The organism is Telluria sp. ZT3P25 (assembly GCF_059685895.1).
Map to the genome: position 1 here is coordinate 814,413 of NZ_JCASIJ010000001.1, position 15,472 is coordinate 829,884.

Here is a 15,472-nt window from a genome sequence, read left to right on the forward strand (position 1 = left end):
ATGGGCCGGCTTTTTTATTTGGTGAGATGCAGATTGCGGAATGCGTAGCGAAGTGCTTCCGGCAGCGTGTCCATGTCGACGTATTGATTCAACAGTTCGATCCGGAGCTTTTCCTTGCCACCATAGGCAGCAACAAGCCGGTTCGCATAGTCGATCATGAGGCGCTGCTGCATGTCGCGCGAGTATTCCTCGGTGAAGTTGTCATCGGCCAGCCGGTCGGGGCCTTCGTGGTCGATGATGACGCACGCTTGATGTTGCAGCATGATGATCGGTGCATATTCATCGGTGATGTAGCGCGGGAAGCGCATATCGTCGACGTGATGCCGAACCTGATAGCCGTTGAGCAGGTAGTAGACCCGGCCGGAGGCATCGCTGGCGCTGGCAAAAATGAAGAAGGTGCGTTGTGGATCTCCGCCCTTGTCCAGCGCCGGGCAGTCGTTGCGTAGTTTTGACGGGAAAGGCGCGAAATGGATTGTGGCGGGTTCATACCGAAGGCGAAGGACAGGATCTTCCAGAATGCGTGGCAGGGGTTGGGCGCACAGCAATCCGCTCAATGTACTGAACAGGATGGCGCAAACAAGTGGCTTGATCGTATTGGACGACATGGCAGCAGCCTCCCATTCGTTGATTCCGGATCTGATCGACCATCTGACGGGCATGGAAAAGGGCGCCAATGCCAGCGAGTTGGCAATCTCTATTTCGGCAGGTGCAAGTCCCTGAATGCATGGCGAAGCTCGTCGGGCAGCATGTCGAGATCCACGCGCTGCTTTACGATTTGCGCCCGGAGCTTCTCCTTGCCACCAAAGGCCGAGGACAGCCGGGCAGCGAAGTCGATTGCCAGCCTCTGGTGTACATCCTGGGGATATTCGTCATTGAAAACCGGACTCCTGAATGTTTCTCTGGCATCGTTATCGATGATCAGGCACTCCAGACCCCGGACCATCACGATCAATCCATGGCCGCCAGTCGAATACTCAAGCTGATTAGTGGAACCAGACTTTTTCCGAACATCATATCCATTGAGAAGATAATAGGTCCAGCCAGAGGCATCGCCGGTTTTCGCGAAAACAAACCATACACCTTGACGATACTCATCGTCGGCCAGCACCGGACAGTCGTTGACTAATTTGAAAGGCCATGAATCGAACCAAACCTTGGCGCGCTCATATCGCAAGTCGAGAAGCGGGTCTTCGAGAATGCTGGGTGGATCTTGTGCGCAGAGAGCGCCGCAAGCGGTAACGAGCATTACTGCGGCAATGTATTGCTTAAGGGCGATAGAAGACATGTGGGGGCTTTAGCTTTCTGTAAGTTGGACCTGACCGAAAGTCGCGCTGTTTGAAGTCGGAGATCCAGATTCGTCCATCGTACGCAGCAATATGTCCGGAGACATTCCCTTTTGGATATGGCTGAATAACCACGACGTCGCCTTTCAACGGAATAAAAGCGTCTGAGTTCCCGACCTTGAGACGATGAAAGCCAAGCCGCCGTAGTGTGGGTCCCCAGTCTTTTGCATGAATCGGATGGATGCCGTGCGTGGAGGCACCGCCGGCAGCAAGTGCTTCACGAACAAATTGCGCTCACCTTTTCTGGCTCGTATCTTTTGCTTCGGTGCGCAAATGCGCCGTGTATCGTTCAATATCGAGAGGCATCGTAATGCCTGCGCAGTTCTGTTTTGCGCCAGATTCCATCCACCGACAGTGGCGCTGCCGTCGCCGTCGCCGTCGCCGTCGCCACTGCTGATCTTGTTCCGTGTGCATGTCCACCGAACCGTCGCGCACTGAAGGCAAATGTTCTTGGCCACAAGAATTGATTTGTAAAATACCGTCTCATGCAGATAGATCGCGTTTGCCATACTGCCTCCGAGGTGGAATCGAGACGTGATTCTGTGCCGGTACAAGCGTCACGATGTTGCGCTTCGCAAGACCACGCGTGCGATGGCCGTGATCCTGCGCGACTGGGGCACACAAGCGACAATCTGCGACAAATTCTTGCCATTTCCATCCCATATTTGCCTCAAGACAAGCAGAATTTGCTAACCTGCTGGCGTGGAGAACAAACAGAAAACCGGACCGAGCGTGACATGGCAAGGCGCACGCGCCGCCTGCCAGGGCGGGATTCTGCACGCCCCACGGCGCGGCGACGTGCCGGCCCTCCTCAAGGCGTGACGATGCTGCGCGCGTTCCTGCTCCTGGCGCTGCTGGCGCTGACCACGCTGTGTGCACCGCCCGTGCGCGCGGCGGCGCCCGTGCCGACGCTGCGCTTCGAGCACCTGTCGGTGCAGCACGGCCTGGCGCAGGAGTCGGTGCTGTCGATCCTGCAGGATGCGGATGGCTTCATGTGGTTCGGTACCCAGTCCGGCCTGTCGCGCTACGACGGTTACCGGTTCGTCAATTACCGCAGCGAGATCGGCAACCCGCGCAGCCTGGCGAGCAACTGGGTGCGCGCGATGCTGCTCGACCGGCACGGGACCATGTGGCTGGGCACCGACGGCGGCCTGAATCGCTACGACCCGGCCACCCGCAGCTTCACGCTGCATGCGCCGAACGAACCGGCGCGGCGCGGCACCGGCAACCGCCAGATCAAGACGATGATCAGCGATGGCCAGGACGGCCTGTGGATCGGCACCGCCGACGGCCTCCAGCACTTCGATATCGACACCGGCAAGTTCACGGTCTGGCACCACGTCCGGGGCGATCCGCGCACACTGCGCCACGACGGTATCCAGGCGCTGGCGCTGGGCGGCGACGGGCGTCTGTGGATCGGCAGCGCGGCAGGTCTGGACAGTTTGAGCGCGGACCGCCAGCGCATCGAGCACCATGCGTCGGACCTGCCGGAGCGCGCGCTCCCGGTACATGCGCTGCTGGTCGACAGCCAGCAGCGGCTGTGGGTGGGGCGCTACGGCGGGCTCGAACGCCATGGCCAGGGCGGGCCGGGCAAGGGTGCGCTGCGCCGCTTCGGGGCGGGCGACGGCGTCGGCAACGAATGGATCACCACGCTGCACCAGGATGCCGACGGCACGGTGTGGGTGGGCACGCACGACGACGGCATGTACCGCTGGCGTGCGCAGGGCGACCGCTTCGACGTCTTTCGCCATGCGATCGCCGATCGCCACAGCCTGGGCGACAATTATGTCTCGGCGCTGTACCGCGACAACGTCGGTACGTTCTGGGCCGGCACCTGGTATGGCGGCGTTTCGCGCGTCGACCTGGGCGGCGGCGGCTTTGCCCGCATCGTCGGGCGCCCCGACGATCCCCATTCACTGGCCGACAACAAGATCCGCGCGCTGCTGCAGGATGGCGACCATCTGTGGATTGGCTCGGCCACCGCGTTGCACCGGTTCGATCCGGCCACCGGCAAGGCGGATGTGTACCGGCACCAGAAGGACAATCCCAACAGCCTGATCGACGTGCCGGCAGCGGCCGTCGTGCGCGATCGCGCCGGCCTGCTGTGGATCGGCAGCCGCTCGGGCATCACCAGCTTCGATCCGGCGACGCGGCGCTTCCGGCGCCAGGTGCTGCCGGGAGACGCCGACGCCAACCAGGTGCGCTCGCTGCTGGTCGATCGCGATGATGTCATCTGGATCGGTACCCGCGGCGGCATGCACCGGATGGCGGCCGGCACGCGCGCGGTGACGAGTCTGCGCCATGATCCGGCGCGCTCGACCAGCCTGACGGACGATTCGGTACGCCCGCTGCTGGAAGACCGCCGCGGGCGCTTCTGGGTCGGCACGGTCTCGGGTCTGGAACTGCTGGACCGCGCCAGCGGGCGTTTCCGCCATTTCCGCCACGATCCGTTCGACCCGAACAGCATCAGTCACAACGAAGTGCGGTCGCTGTTCGAAGACAGCCGGGGCGACATCTGGATTGGCACCGGCGTGGGCCTGAACCGCATGGCCACCGGACCGGACGGCGCCCTGAGCTTCACGCGCTACTCCACCCGCGATGGACTGGTGGACGACGCCGTGTCGGCGATCCTGGAAGATGCCGACGGTCGCATCTGGGCCAGCACGTCGAGCGGTATCTCGAGCTTCGATCCGGCCAGCGGGCGCTGGCGCAGCTACACGGCGGCCGACGGCATCAGCGAAGGCGCGTTCTTCGACACGGCAGCGCTGAGGACGACCGATGGCACGCTGTATTTCGGCGGCTTCAATGGCCTGACCGCGTTCGATCCGCGCGCGGTCCATGACAACCGCATTCCGCCACGCCCGACGATCACCGGGCTGCAGGTGTTCAACCAGCCGGTCGAGCAGGTATTCCCGGGCCTGTTGCCGGGACCGATCGAGCATGCCAGCAGCATCACGCTGCCATCGGACGCCGCCGTGATCACGGTCGAATTCGCGGCGCTGCATTTTGCAGCGCCCGAGCGCAACCGCTTTGCCTACCGCCTCGACGGATTCGACGCGGGCTGGGTCAATGCCGGCGCCGACAAGCGCTTTGCGACCTATACCAATCTCGATCCGGGCACGTATGTGTTCCGCGTGCGCGCGGCCAACAAGGACGATGTCTGGAGCGAAGATGTGGCCGCGCTGGCGATCACGATCGAGCCGCCGCCGTGGGGTACCGCCTGGTTCCGGATCGGCATGATCATCCTGACCTGCGGCGCGATCTACCTGGGCATGCGGATCCGCTTTGCAAGCCTGCGCCACCAGAAAGAGCGTCTCGAGCACCAGGTCAGCGCGCGCACCGAGCAGGTCGAGCAGCAGAACCGCATGCTCGAACTGCAGACCGAGGAACTGCGCGAGCAGGAGCGGCGCGGCCGTCACCAGAGCAACGAGCTGGCGCTCGCCTACCGCGCCTTGCAGGACAACGAGGAAGTGCTGCGCCATGCCAAGGAGCGCGCCGAGGATGCGACGCGCCAGAAGTCGGAATTCCTGGCCAATATGAGCCATGAGATGCGCACGCCATTGGCCGGCGTGATCGGCATGCTGGGCTTCGCGCTGCGCGACCTGGCACTGCGCGAAACCACGCGCGAGCAGATCCTGCGCGGCCAGGCCAACGCCCAGGCCCTGCTGTCGATCATCAACGACCTGCTCGACTTTTCCAAGATCGAGGCCGGCAAGCTGACCGTGGAGCGGATCGACTTCGACCTGCACGCCAAGATGCGCAACGTGGCCAGCCTGTTCGACGAACAGGCGGCAGGGATGGACCTGGCGTTTTCAGTGCTGGTCGATGACAACGTGCCGCGCTATCTGGTGGGCGACCCGACCCGCGTGCGCCAGGTGCTGGTCAACCTGGTCGGCAATGCCTTCAAGTTCACCAAAGCGGGCGGCGTGACGATCCATGTCGAGTGCCGGCCAAGCGACCAGCAGGGGGCGGGCGAACAGCACATGATCCGCTTCACGGTGCGCGATACCGGCATCGGCATCCCGGCTGAGGCCGTACCGCGCCTGTTCCAGAAATTCGAGCAGGCCGACACCACCACCACGCGCCGCTACGGCGGCACGGGCCTGGGCCTGGCGATCTGTCGCCAGCTGGTCGAGCTGATGGGCGGGACTATTGGCGTGAACAGTGTCGAAGGCGAGGGCAGCGTGTTCTCCGTGCTGCTGCCGCTGCGCGATGGCGTCCCGCCTGCCCATACCCCGCACGTGACGCGCGCGCCGCATAGCCACCAGCTGACGGTCCTGTGCGCCGAGGATTTCCCGACCAACCAGGTCATCGCACGCCTGATGGTCGAGGAGATGGGCCATGCGATCGACATCGTCGGCAACGGCACCGAAGCGGTGGCGGCGTGCGCCCGCAAGCGCTACGACCTGGTGCTGATGGACGGGCGCATGCCGGAGATGGACGGGGCCAGCGCCACGCGCCTGATCCGCGCCGGCGGCCCGCCCGACGCGCCGGTGCTCGACCAGCACGTGATGATCGTGGCGCTCACCGCCAACGCCAGCGGCGAAGACCGCGCGCGCTATCTGGCCTGCGGCATGGACGCGTTCCTGACCAAGCCGATCGACGAGGCAGCGCTGCACCTGCAACTGGCGCGCGCGATCGAACGCCAGCTGCAGCGCGGGTTCCCGTTGCCACTGCTGGCGTATGGACCGGTGCTCGCCATGGCACCAGCTGCACCTGCGCCGGCCACACCTACCGCTGCCCTGGACGCCCTGTTCGGTGTGGAGGCGCCGACGGCGGCGCCTGCCGCGCGGACTGACCACCTGGGGCTGCGCCTGCGCGCTGCGTTCTGCAACGACCTGCCGCGCCGGCGCGCCGAACTGGACGCCGCGCTGGCAGACGACGACTTCGAGGCCGCAGGCCGGATCCTGCATGGACTGCGCGGCAGCGCCACCTATCTGGCCGAGCCGGCACTGGAAGCACTGTGCGGCGAACTGGAAGCGGCCGCCGACGGCCACGACGGCCAGCGGCTGCGCGCCGGCTTGCCGAGGCTGGCCGCGGCGCTCGACACCTTCGAAACGGGCGCCCCTTCCTGACACCTGCTTATAATGGAGTTTCTGAGGAATCTCGTGGAGACGTGATGAACGTGCTGGTGGTCGACGACGATGTGGTGGCGCGCATGATGCTGATGCATCTGGTGGACAGCTGCGGCAGCCATGCGATCGTCGAAGCCGAAGACGGCGAGGATGCCTGGCGCCAGTTGGCGGGCGGCCTGCAGCCCGACATCGTGTTCTGCGACCTGCGCATGCCGCACCTGTCCGGGATCGAACTGCTGCAGCGCGTGCGCCAGACCCCGCTGCTGGCGGCGCTGCCGTTCGTGCTGGTCTCGGCGGCGTCCGACAGTGCCACGATGGACGAAGCGGCGCTGGCCGGTGCGAGCGGGTATATCGTCAAGCCATTTCGCCACGAGGACGTGCGCGCCCAGTTCGAGCGCCTGTTTGCGCAACCCGACGCGAACGATGCAACCGACGAGACTCCGGACGCAGTGGCGCGCCGGCTGGGCATCGACCTCGATCGCCTGCGCCTTTACCTCGACGGCCTGGCGCGCCAGTTGCAGGCAGCGCAGGGCGGGTTGGCAGAAGGCGCCGAGGGCCTCGAACAGCGTGCGCGCCTGCGCGCCGGTTGCAGCATGCTCGGCCTGCACGGCGCCGCCGCAGCGCTCGACCGGGCGCCGCTCGCGGCAAGTCTGACGCAGGCACAGGCCGCAGTGGCGCGCCAGATCGAGCGCGCGGCGCGTGCGTGACGTTGCAGTCGATGGCATGACTGCCCGACAAACCCGCTTGCTGCCGATGTGCTTTGGATCTACGATAGCGCGCGGATGTTGCGTGACCGGCGCTGCCGGTCGACTGCTTCGCTGTTAGCGGGGGATCACGCCATGAACGACGTCACCAGTGCCGCGCTGTCCCCGTCCGGCCACACGGACGGCTTCGCCCGTGCGCACTTGCCGCCGCCCGACGCCTGGCCCGACTTCCTGTTCGACCTGCCCGAGCTGCAGTACCCGGCGCGCCTGAACTGCGCGAGCGCGCTGCTCGACGACGCCATCGCGCGTGGCTGGGGGGCGCGCACGGCGCTGATCGGCGCGCGCGAACGCCTGACGTATGCTGAATTGCTGGCCCAGGTCGACCGCATTGCCCATGTGCTGCGCCACGATGTCGGGCTGGCCACCGGCAGCCGCGTGCTGGTGCGCGGTGCGAATTGTCCGATGATGGCGGCCTGCATCCTGGGCGTGATCAAGGCCGGTTGCATCGTGCTGCCGACCATGCCGCTGCTGCGCGCACGCGAGCTGGGCGCCATTGCCGACAAGGCGCGCATCAATGCGGTGCTGTGCGCCGATGGCCTGGTGGATGCCATCGATGCGCTGGGCCTGCGCGTGCCGGTACTGGTGTTCGGTGCGCCGGCGCCCGATCTACCCGGCGCGCTGGAAGAACGGATGGCCCGCCACGACGCCCCGTTCGTCGCTGCCGACACCGCGCGCGACGACGTCTGCCTGATCAGTTTCACGTCCGGCACCACCGGCATCCCCAAAGGCACCATGCACTTTCACCGCGACGTGCTGGCCGTGTGTGACTGCTTTCCGCGCCACACGCTGGACTCACGCGCGGACGATATCTTCATCGGCACGCCGCCGCTGGCGTTCACGTTCGGGCTGGGCGGCCTGCTGCTGTTTCCGCTGCGCGTCGGTGGCGCAGGGGTGTTGCTCGAACGCCTGAGCCCCGAGGCGCTGCTGGCGGCCATCGCCGACTACCGTGCCACCGTATGCTTCACGGCGCCGACCTTTTATCGCCTGATGGCGGCGCAGGCAGGGCGCTATGACCTGGCCAGCCTGCGCGCCAGCGTGTCGGCCGGCGAGCCGCTGCCGCTGGCCACGCGCGCGGCCTGGCAGGCGGCGACGGGGCTGGCGATGATCGACGGGATCGGCGCGACCGAACTGCTGCACATCTTCATCGCCAGCGCAGGCGCCGCCATCCGGCCGGGCGCGACCGGCAAGCCGGTGCCGGGCTACCAGGCCTGCATCCTCGATGCCGACGGCGTACCTGTCGGCCCGGGCGTGATCGGGCGCCTGGCCGTGAAAGGCCCGACCGGCTGCCGCTATCTGGACGACGAGCGCCAGGGTGATTACGTGCAGGGTGGCTGGAACATCACGGGCGACGCCTACGAAATGGACGCCGACGGCTATTTCTACTACCGCTCGCGCACGGACGACATGATCATCTCGGCCGGCTACAACATCGCCGGCGCCGAGGTCGAAGAAGCGCTGCTGCACCATCCGGCGGTGGCCGAGTGCGCCGTCGTGGGGCGGCTCGATCCCGAGCGCGGCCAGGTGGTCGAGGCCCACGTCGTGCTGCGCACAGGGCGGGTGGGGTCGGACGACCTGGCATGCGAATTGCAGGAATTCGTGAAGACACAGATCGCGCCGTACAAGTACCCCAGGGCCATTTTGTTCAGGGAACAACTGCCTCGCACCGAAACCGGTAAACTACAACGCTTTAAATTACGCACGAACGCAGATTGAGGACAGCATGCAGGAAGTGGATGGACGTGAACAAGGCCCAGCGATGGGCGGGGCAGCCGAGCTGGACATGGAAAGCCGCCTGACGGACGAACATCACCAATCGCTGCGCCTGTGGCTGCGCATGTTGTCGTGCACGACGCGTATCGAAAACGAAATCCGCAGCCGCCTGCGCACGACGTTCGACATCACGCTGCCACGCTTTGACCTGATGGCGCAGCTCCAGCGCCATCCGGACGGCCTGCGCATGGGCGAGCTGTCCAAGCGCATGATGGTCACCGGCGGCAATATCACGGGGATCACCGACCAGCTTGAACGCGAGCAGCTCGTGGTGCGGGTGCAGGATGTGAACGACCGGCGCGCATCGGCCGTCAAGCTGACGCCAGCGGGGCGCGCGGCGTTCGACGAAATGGCGGCAGTGCACGAGCGCTGGATCGAGGAAATGCTGGCCGATGTGGCAACAGAAGACAAGGCGACGATGATCGCGTTGTTGTCGACCATGAAGCGCAGTTTGCGTGTGGATGACGGGGTGTAGCTGGTCCCCCCGACTGGAATCGAACCAGTATCCCACGCTTAGGAGGCATGTGCACTATCCATTGTGCTACGGGGAGGACGCCCGCGCCGCCAGGTGCTGACGGCGCGAAGCAGGGCAAGCCTGCAGTCCGGCGGGCAGGCCCCGCAGGGCGGGCTGGTACCGTGAACCGGTTGCAATTATAGCCGGGATCGAAATAGAAATGCAGGTTCATGCCCGGCAGTCGGTACAATGTGCCCCTTATTCAATCAACGCACCTTTTCCCCCCGCGCCTTATTTTTCTTCGCGCGACGAAACGCATACCGATCATGGCTGTCATCTCCATTAGTTCCGCTCAACTTGCTTTCGGCCACGTGCCGCTGCTCGACCACGCTGATTTTTCCCTCGAGACCGGCGAACGCGTCGGCCTCATCGGCCGCAACGGCACCGGCAAATCCTCGCTCCTGAAAGTCATCTCGGGCCGTTCGCGTCTGGACGATGGCTTGCTGGTCATGCAGCAGGGCGTCACCATCGCCTATGTCGAGCAGGAACCGGTGTTTGACCTGAGCATGACGGTGTTTGCCGTCGTCGCCGGCGGCATGGGCGATCAGCAGGCGATGCTGACCGAATACGAAGAACTGACCGGCAAATTCGGCCAGGGCGACGACGACGCGCTGATGGAGCGCATGCATGTGATCCAGACCAAGCTCGATGCGAACGATGGCTGGAACCTGGCGCACAAGGTCGAGACCACGCTCGATCGCCTGAACCTGTCGGGCGACGCGCTGATGGGCACGCTCTCGGGTGGTATGCAAAAGCGCGTCGCGCTGGCCGTGGCACTGGTGTCGGCGCCGGACGTGCTGCTGCTCGATGAGCCGACCAACCACCTGGACTTCACGTCGATCAAGTGGCTCGAAAGTCTGCTGCGCGAATTCCGCGGTTCGGTCCTGTTCATTACCCACGATCGTAGTTTCCTGGACAATGTGGCCACCCGCATCATTGAACTCGACCGCGGCCGTCTGCTGTCGTTCCCGGGCAATTTCACGACCTATCAGGCGCGCAAGCAAGAACTGCTGGCCAATGAAGAAGTCGAAAACGCCAAGTTCGACAAGTTCCTGGCGCAAGAAGAAGTGTGGATCCGCAAGGGCGTGCAGGCACGCCGTACCCGCGACGAAGGCCGCGTGCGCCGCCTGGAAGCACTGCGTTCGCAGCGCGCGGTGCGCCGCGACCAGCAGGGCCAGATCAAGCTCGACGTCGCCACGGGCGAACGTTCGGGCAAGATTGTTGCCGATCTCGAGAACATCTCGAAAATGTACGGCGACAAGGTCATCGTCGACAACTTTACCGGCACGCTGATGCGTGGCGACAAGGTCGGCCTGATCGGACCGAACGGCGCCGGCAAGACGACGCTGCTCAAGATCATCCTGGGCGAAGAAAACGCCGACAGCGGCAAGGTCCGCCTGGGCACCAAGCTGAACGTCGCGTACTTCGACCAGATGCGCACCCAGCTCAATGAAGAAGCCAGCCTGGCCGACACCATCGCACCGGGCAGCGACTGGGTCGAGATCAATGGCCAGCGCCGCCACGTGATGACCTACCTGAACGACTTCCTGTTCTCGCCGGAACGTGCACGTTCGCCGGTCAAGTCGCTCTCCGGTGGCGAGCGCAACCGCCTGCTGCTGGCGCGCCTGTTCGCCAAGCCGGCCAATTGCCTCGTGCTCGATGAGCCGACCAACGATCTGGACATCGACACGCTCGAGCTGCTCGAAGAACTGCTCGAGGAATACACGGGCACCGTGTTCCTGGTCAGCCACGACCGCACGTTCCTCGACAACGTCGTCACGCAAGTGATCGTGGCCGAAGGCGCCGGCAAGTGGCGCGAATTCGTCGGTGGCTATACCGACTGGGAACGCGTCAAGGCGGCAACGCCGGTGGTCCAGGCGCCGGTCAAGACCAGCGCGCCGAAAGCGGACGACACGGCAGCCCCGGCCGCCAAGAAGGTCAAGCTGAGCTACAAGGAACAGCGCGAGCTGGAAGAGTTGCCGAAGCTGATCGCGACGCTGGAAGACGAACAGTCGGCAATCACGGCGCAGCTCAACGGCCCTGACTTCTACAAGCAGAACCCGGCCGACGCCAAGCGCATCAATGCGCGCTTTGCCGAAATCGAAGACTTGCTGCTCGATGCGCTGGAGCGCTGGGAAACGATCGAAGCGCGCTCGCGCGGCGTCTAATCAACAAGGGGCGGGCAATGACCGGGCAGGGCGACTTTTCATGATCGACAACGACGAATCGCGCAGCGCCCGGGCAGCCGGCCCCGGCTCCGGTCCCGGGTCTGCGGCCCCGGCGGCCGACGAACCCTTCCTGACCCGCGCCGCCTGGGCGCGCATCCTGCCATTCGGCACCTACATCCTGTTCATCGTGATTGGCGACCTGCTCGAGCGCATGGGCATGAGCCGCGCCGACCTGCGCTGGCTGTATCCGGTGCAGGCAGGGGCCGTGCTGGCGCTGCTGGCCGTTTTCTGGCGCCAGTACGACGAGCTGCACCGGTTCGGCTTGCGCTTGTCGCAGACGCTCGTTGCCATTCTCGTCGGCGTCATCGTGCTGGTGTTGTGGGTGAATCTGACTTTGCCATGGATGACATTGGACAGCTCGCCCGGCTACGATCCGCGCACGAATGGCGAGATCGACTGGCTGATGGTGACGCTGCGCATTGCCGGCGCAGCGCTGGTCGTGCCCGTCATGGAAGAATTGTTCTGGCGCTCGTTCCTGATGCGCTGGGTCGAGCACGCCAACTTCAGACGCGTTGATCCGGCGCGTATCGGATTCAAGGCGTTCGTGATCCCATGCGTGCTGTTCGGCTTTGAACACACGCTGTGGCTGGCCGGTATTGTGGCTGGCGTGGCCTACGGCGTGTTGTATATGAGGCACCGCAACCTGTGGTCGCCCATCCTGGCCCACGCTGTGACGAATGGATTGCTGGGCGTCTGGGTCGTCTACACAGGGGGCTGGCAATTCTGGTAATTCCTCCGGTAGCACGACCCGTGGAAGACGACGACCATGCCAACCCCTTCAGCGTTGCATCGCCTTTCGCCGGTCGCACTCTGCGCCGGTGCATTCTGGTGTCTTCCCGCAGGCGCGGCGTCCACGGCGCCAGCTGAAAGCCTGCAACTGCTCGCCGGTATCGGCTGGGCCTACGACGACAATCTCCTGCGCCAGGCCGATGGCGTGTCCGCATTCGGCAACGGGCGCAGCGACAGCTACCGTACGCTTGAAGCGGGTGTGGTGCTCGACAAACACATCAGCCGCCAGCGCATTGCGGCCACGGCCAAGGTGTCGACGACCGCATTCGATCATTTCAGGCAGCTCGACTACACCGGGCGCAACCTGCAAGCCACATGGTTCTGGGAAGTTGGCGACCAGTTCGACGGCCATCTCGCGGGGCTGTATCTCGAGACGCTGGCGCCGTACACCGACTTCAACAGCGACCAGCGCAACCTGCGCCAGCAGCGCCGCCAGGAAGCCGATGCCGGCTGGACCTTGCACCCAAGCTGGAAAGTGCGCGTTGGTGCCGTGCGCGACAAGGCGAGCTACGACCTGGCAATCCAGCGCTTCAATAACCGCACTGAAACCGCGTTTGAGACCGAACTCCTGTACCAGCCGAGGGGCGGCAGCGCGCTGGGCCTGGTCGCGCGGCGCATCAAGGGCAGCTATCCGTTCCGGCGTCCGTCCATCACCACGGGCCTGCTTGACGATTTCACCCAGGACGAACTCAAGCTGCGCGTGCACTGGCTCGCCACGGGTTCGGCCACGGTGCAGGGCCTGGCCGGGTATGTGCGGCGCGAGCAGCCGTCGTACGGCGCGGGCGCCACGAGCGGTGTGAACGGCCGCGTCGACGTGGTCTTCACGCCGCGCGGCCCCGTCAGCTATCAGGCGGGTGTGTGGCGCGACTTCGCACCGGTCGAAAGCCCGTTCGTCAGCTACACGCTGAACCAGGGCGCCAGCATCGGCGTCAACTGGGCTGCCAGCGCCCGGGTGGCAGTCGAGGCCAGCGCGCTCTACGAGCGGCGTCGTTCTACAGGCCGGGGCGACGTCACCGGCGCCGATGCGCTGCGCGACGCGCTCCGCTCGGCCAGCGTGCGCGCCGTGTGGCAGGTCAGGCCGAAGGTGAAGGTCGTCGCTGGGTTTGTCCACCAGGCACGCAGCGCCGCGGCGCGGCTTGGTACCGGCGGGTTCGATGCCAACGTGGTGGAGGTCACTGCCAATGTGCTGTTTTGACCAGCGTCCTGACGGCCATGTATGTTCGCGCGAATGACGCGCATCGCTTGCGCTTGCGCCAGCTCAGTCAAAGCAGCCGCTGTTTGACGGAACCGATGGGTTGCAGGCGCGTCGAATGACATGTCGGGCAGATTTTTTATGGGACGGGTGCAGCGGTCCCGGCCAGGCACAAACACCGTGCAACGATCACCAATACGGATGGAGGCATCATGAAGCGTGTCGTCATATGGATTGCGGGCCTGGCGGTGCTGCTCGGCATGGGCATCGGCATGGCTGGCGCGGCCGACGTGCTGCTGGGGCCGGGCGACGTGGTCAAGTTGTCGGTGTATGGCAGTCCCGACCTGTCGCTGGAGACGCGCGTCAGTGAAAGCGGGCATCTGACGTTCCCGATGCTGGGACAGGTGGCGGTCGGCGGCATGCCGGTGGCTGCGGCCGAAAACACCATCGCAGGTCTGCTCGAGAAAAGCGGCTACATCAAGCATGCCCAGGTCAACATGCTGGTGACGACCATGGCCAGCCAGCAGATTTCGGTGCTCGGCCATGTGAACCGGCCTGGCCGCTATCCGGTGGAGGGCCGCCGTCGCGTGCTCGACATGCTGGCGCTGGCGGGTGGCATCCACAGCGATGGCGGCGACATGATCAGTCTGGTGCGCACCCGTGACGGCAAGACCATGCGCGAGACCATCGATGTGGTCGACATGGTGCGCAAAGGCGAACTCGACAGGGACGTGGAAGTGGCCGGCGGCGACATCATCTTCGTCGAACGGGCGCCGAGGGCGTACATCACCGGGGAGGTCAGTCGCCCGGGACCATTCCGGCTCGAGCGTGGCATGACGGTCCAGCAGGCATTGTCGGCTGGCGGTGGCCTGAGTCCGCGCGGCAGCAGCAACGGCATCCGCATCACGCGCAAGGATGCCGGTGGGCAGTCAGTCTCGCTGGACGCGCGTAGTAGCGATATCGTCCAGGTCGATGACGTGATCGTCGTGCGCGAAAGCTGGTTCTAGCCAGTCGCGGCCGGCATCAGTTGGTGCCGCCTTGCCGCCTTGCCACCGCGTTATCTGGCGTCCAGGACAGCCTCATCTGGCGAGCGTGGCGACACCCTTCTTGCATGGATGTCATCATTTCCTTGAACAATGTGATCAAGGATGGAGGGCATGCGCGTGTGGTGGACAGAAAGCTTGCAGACGATTCAACGTGAATTTTCCGATTTGGGCGACGCCGAGGATGTGACGGTGCTCGTCGTGCGTCTGCTGGTGGCGTCCGTCCTGGGCGGCCTGCTTGGTTACGAGCGCGAAACGAAGGGTGCCTCGGCTGGTCTGCGCACCCACATGCTGGTGTCGGTCGGCTCGGCGCTGTTCGTGCTGATTCCATTGCAGGCCGGGATGTCGGTCCAGGACCTGTCCCGTGTGTTGCAAGGGGTCACGGCCGGTATCGGCTTCCTGGGGGCTGGTGCCATTCTCAAGCAGCGCGATAATAACGACGTCAAGGGATTGACCACGGCTGCCAGTGTCTGGATGACCGCTGCCATCGGGGTTGCCGCCGGCATGGGGCGCGAGGGCACAGCGGTACTCAGTGCATTGTTCGGCCTGGTTATTCTCGCGTTCATTCGTTCGCCCAACAAGCGCAGTGCCGGGTGACCGGGCAGTGTTGAGTGTCAAGACAGTGCGAGCACGCTCCCGGTGCAAGCGGCGTGCGTGCGCACCGGCATGTGTTTTCGCGGTGGGAATCAATCCACTGACCCGTTATTGCACCGGCTAAATTTTCGTTGTTAGCCCGGCATTTACGTGGCCGGAG

At 64.7% G+C, this 15,472-nt stretch carries 12 protein-coding genes and 1 tRNA gene; 9 read left to right on the forward strand and 4 right to left on the reverse strand.

Features of this window, described 5'->3' with window-relative positions:
• Positions 1-14 precede the first annotated feature (14 nt).
• The 3 genes from AC56LY_RS03620 to AC56LY_RS03630 form a co-directional block, all read right to left on the reverse strand.
• The gene (locus AC56LY_RS03620) at positions 15-605 is read right to left on the reverse strand and encodes a hypothetical protein (protein ID WP_499576678.1); all 591 of its coding nucleotides are present in this window, start codon (positions 603-605) and stop codon (positions 15-17) included.
• An 89-nt stretch (positions 606-694) separates the two neighbouring features.
• A complete protein-coding gene (locus AC56LY_RS03625) occupies positions 695-1,285 on the reverse strand; it encodes a hypothetical protein (RefSeq protein WP_499576679.1) in 591 nt (196 codons plus the stop codon).
• A 144-nt stretch (positions 1,286-1,429) separates the two neighbouring features.
• Positions 1,430-1,852: a hypothetical protein gene (locus AC56LY_RS03630; protein ID WP_499576681.1), complete on the reverse strand. Its 423-nt coding sequence runs from the start codon at positions 1,850-1,852 to the stop codon at positions 1,430-1,432.
• A gap of 315 nt (positions 1,853-2,167) precedes the next feature.
• Between AC56LY_RS03630 and AC56LY_RS03635 the strand changes: the two genes are divergently transcribed.
• The 4 genes from AC56LY_RS03635 to AC56LY_RS03650 all read left to right on the forward strand — a co-directional run bounded on the left by AC56LY_RS03635 (position 2,168) and on the right by AC56LY_RS03650 (position 9,427).
• The gene (locus AC56LY_RS03635) at positions 2,168-6,418 is read left to right on the forward strand and encodes a hybrid sensor histidine kinase/response regulator (protein WP_499576682.1); all 4,251 of its coding nucleotides are present in this window, start codon (positions 2,168-2,170) and stop codon (positions 6,416-6,418) included.
• 44 nt (positions 6,419-6,462) lie between these two features.
• A complete protein-coding gene (locus AC56LY_RS03640; protein ID WP_499576683.1) occupies positions 6,463-7,125 on the forward strand; it encodes a response regulator in 663 nt (220 codons plus the stop codon).
• Between the two features lie 132 nt (positions 7,126-7,257).
• Positions 7,258-8,895 (forward strand): AMP-binding protein, encoded by a 1,638-nt coding sequence (locus tag AC56LY_RS03645; protein ID WP_499576685.1) that lies wholly within the window; start codon positions 7,258-7,260, stop codon positions 8,893-8,895.
• Positions 8,896-8,902: 7 nt separating this feature from the next.
• Positions 8,903-9,427, forward strand: coding sequence for a MarR family winged helix-turn-helix transcriptional regulator (locus AC56LY_RS03650; protein ID WP_499576686.1), 525 nt, complete (start codon positions 8,903-8,905; stop codon positions 9,425-9,427).
• 1 nt (position 9,428) lies between these two features.
• Here the strand turns inward: AC56LY_RS03650 and AC56LY_RS03655 are convergent.
• Positions 9,429-9,503, reverse strand: a tRNA-Arg gene (locus AC56LY_RS03655).
• A 229-nt stretch (positions 9,504-9,732) separates the two neighbouring features.
• Between AC56LY_RS03655 and AC56LY_RS03660 the strand changes: the two genes are divergently transcribed.
• From AC56LY_RS03660 to AC56LY_RS03680, 5 genes are all read left to right on the forward strand, one after another.
• A complete protein-coding gene (locus AC56LY_RS03660) occupies positions 9,733-11,634 on the forward strand; it encodes an ATP-binding cassette domain-containing protein (RefSeq protein WP_499576688.1) in 1,902 nt (633 codons plus the stop codon).
• Positions 11,635-11,674: 40 nt separating this feature from the next.
• Entirely contained in the window at positions 11,675-12,424 is a 750-nt protein-coding gene (locus AC56LY_RS03665) for a CAAX prenyl protease-related protein (protein WP_499576690.1), read from the forward strand.
• 36 nt (positions 12,425-12,460) lie between these two features.
• Positions 12,461-13,678: an XrtB/PEP-CTERM-associated polysaccharide biosynthesis outer membrane protein EpsL gene (epsL, locus tag AC56LY_RS03670; RefSeq protein WP_499576692.1), complete on the forward strand. Its 1,218-nt coding sequence runs from the start codon at positions 12,461-12,463 to the stop codon at positions 13,676-13,678.
• 209 nt (positions 13,679-13,887) lie between these two features.
• The gene (gene epsE, locus AC56LY_RS03675) at positions 13,888-14,682 is read left to right on the forward strand and encodes a polysaccharide export protein EpsE (RefSeq protein ID WP_499576693.1); all 795 of its coding nucleotides are present in this window, start codon (positions 13,888-13,890) and stop codon (positions 14,680-14,682) included.
• A gap of 150 nt (positions 14,683-14,832) precedes the next feature.
• Positions 14,833-15,315, forward strand: coding sequence for an MgtC/SapB family protein (locus tag AC56LY_RS03680; protein ID WP_499576694.1), 483 nt, complete (start codon positions 14,833-14,835; stop codon positions 15,313-15,315).
• The last annotated feature ends 157 nt before the right edge of the window (positions 15,316-15,472 follow it).

What these genes read in the sequence shown, in the direction of transcription:
- AC56LY_RS03620 (WP_499576678.1), bottom strand. Translation starts at nt 605, where the DNA reads ATGTCGTCCAATACGATCAAGCCACTTGTTTGCGCCATCCTGTTCAGT.
- AC56LY_RS03625 (WP_499576679.1), bottom strand. Translation starts at nt 1,285, where the DNA reads ATGTCTTCTATCGCCCTTAAGCAATACATTGCCGCAGTAATGCTCGTT.
- AC56LY_RS03630 (WP_499576681.1), bottom strand. Translation starts at nt 1,852, where the DNA reads ATGGCAAACGCGATCTATCTGCATGAGACGGTATTTTACAAATCAATT.
- AC56LY_RS03635 (WP_499576682.1), top strand. Translation starts at nt 2,168, where the DNA reads ATGCTGCGCGCGTTCCTGCTCCTGGCGCTGCTGGCGCTGACCACGCTG.
- AC56LY_RS03640 (WP_499576683.1), top strand. Translation starts at nt 6,463, where the DNA reads ATGAACGTGCTGGTGGTCGACGACGATGTGGTGGCGCGCATGATGCTG.
- AC56LY_RS03645 (WP_499576685.1), top strand. Translation starts at nt 7,258, where the DNA reads ATGAACGACGTCACCAGTGCCGCGCTGTCCCCGTCCGGCCACACGGAC.
- AC56LY_RS03650 (WP_499576686.1), top strand. Translation starts at nt 8,903, where the DNA reads ATGCAGGAAGTGGATGGACGTGAACAAGGCCCAGCGATGGGCGGGGCA.
- AC56LY_RS03660 (WP_499576688.1), top strand. Translation starts at nt 9,733, where the DNA reads ATGGCTGTCATCTCCATTAGTTCCGCTCAACTTGCTTTCGGCCACGTG.
- AC56LY_RS03665 (WP_499576690.1), top strand. Translation starts at nt 11,675, where the DNA reads ATGATCGACAACGACGAATCGCGCAGCGCCCGGGCAGCCGGCCCCGGC.
- epsL (WP_499576692.1), top strand. Translation starts at nt 12,461, where the DNA reads ATGCCAACCCCTTCAGCGTTGCATCGCCTTTCGCCGGTCGCACTCTGC.
- epsE (WP_499576693.1), top strand. Translation starts at nt 13,888, where the DNA reads ATGAAGCGTGTCGTCATATGGATTGCGGGCCTGGCGGTGCTGCTCGGC.
- AC56LY_RS03680 (WP_499576694.1), top strand. Translation starts at nt 14,833, where the DNA reads ATGCGCGTGTGGTGGACAGAAAGCTTGCAGACGATTCAACGTGAATTT.